This window comes from Prevotella amnii CRIS 21A-A (assembly GCF_000177355.1).
Lineage (GTDB): Bacteria > Bacteroidota > Bacteroidia > Bacteroidales > Bacteroidaceae > Prevotella > Prevotella amnii.
On the sequence record NZ_ADFQ01000068.1, the window covers coordinates 1 to 635 of the forward strand.

The 635-nt window shown below is 41.3% G+C and carries 1 pseudogene; it reads left to right on the top strand.

The annotated features are described in order from the left end of the window. Positions 1 to 575: pseudogene (locus tag HMPREF9018_RS11485) on the top strand (IS1634 family transposase); the annotation flags it as partial. Positions 576 to 635: the final 60 nt, after the last annotated feature.

The following is a 635-nucleotide window of genomic DNA, read 5'->3' on the forward strand; positions in this document are numbered from 1 at the left end:
AACGTACAGGACGTGCCATACAGAAGTACCCATCTATAGCGAAGTTCTACCAGATAAGCTACATAAAAAATGAGAAGAAACCCAAGGAGATGCTGCGTGTAGATTGGGAGATAAAAGACCTCTCTGCAATGGAATCTGGTCATGGAGTCTATTTCCTTCGTAGCAATATCAGGACACTTTCTGAACGTGTAACATGGGAATACTACAATCTCATTCGCGAGATAGAATGTACGAACAGACAACTAAAGAATGACCTCAACCTCCGTCCTATCTATCATTAGAAAGATGAGCGAAGCGACGCACACCTCTTCTTTGGGTTATTAGCCTACTGGGTGGTAAACACCATCCGTTGTCAATTAAAACGAGAAGGAGAATCCTGTTACTGGACCGAGATTGTACGACGTATGAACACCCAAAAACTCGTTACCACAAAAGGGAAGAACCCGTTAGGTGAAACTATTGAGATGCGCCAATGCAGTAGTCCTTCGAAGCAAGCAAAACAGATATACGATAAGTTGAAATTAAAACACTCACCATTCAAAAAGAATAAAATTTGTAGGACACAGAACTCATAAGAAAAACGAGGAAAGTACGGTAACAGTAACAATTAGGCGAAAGTGGGTGTTAAACTTGGG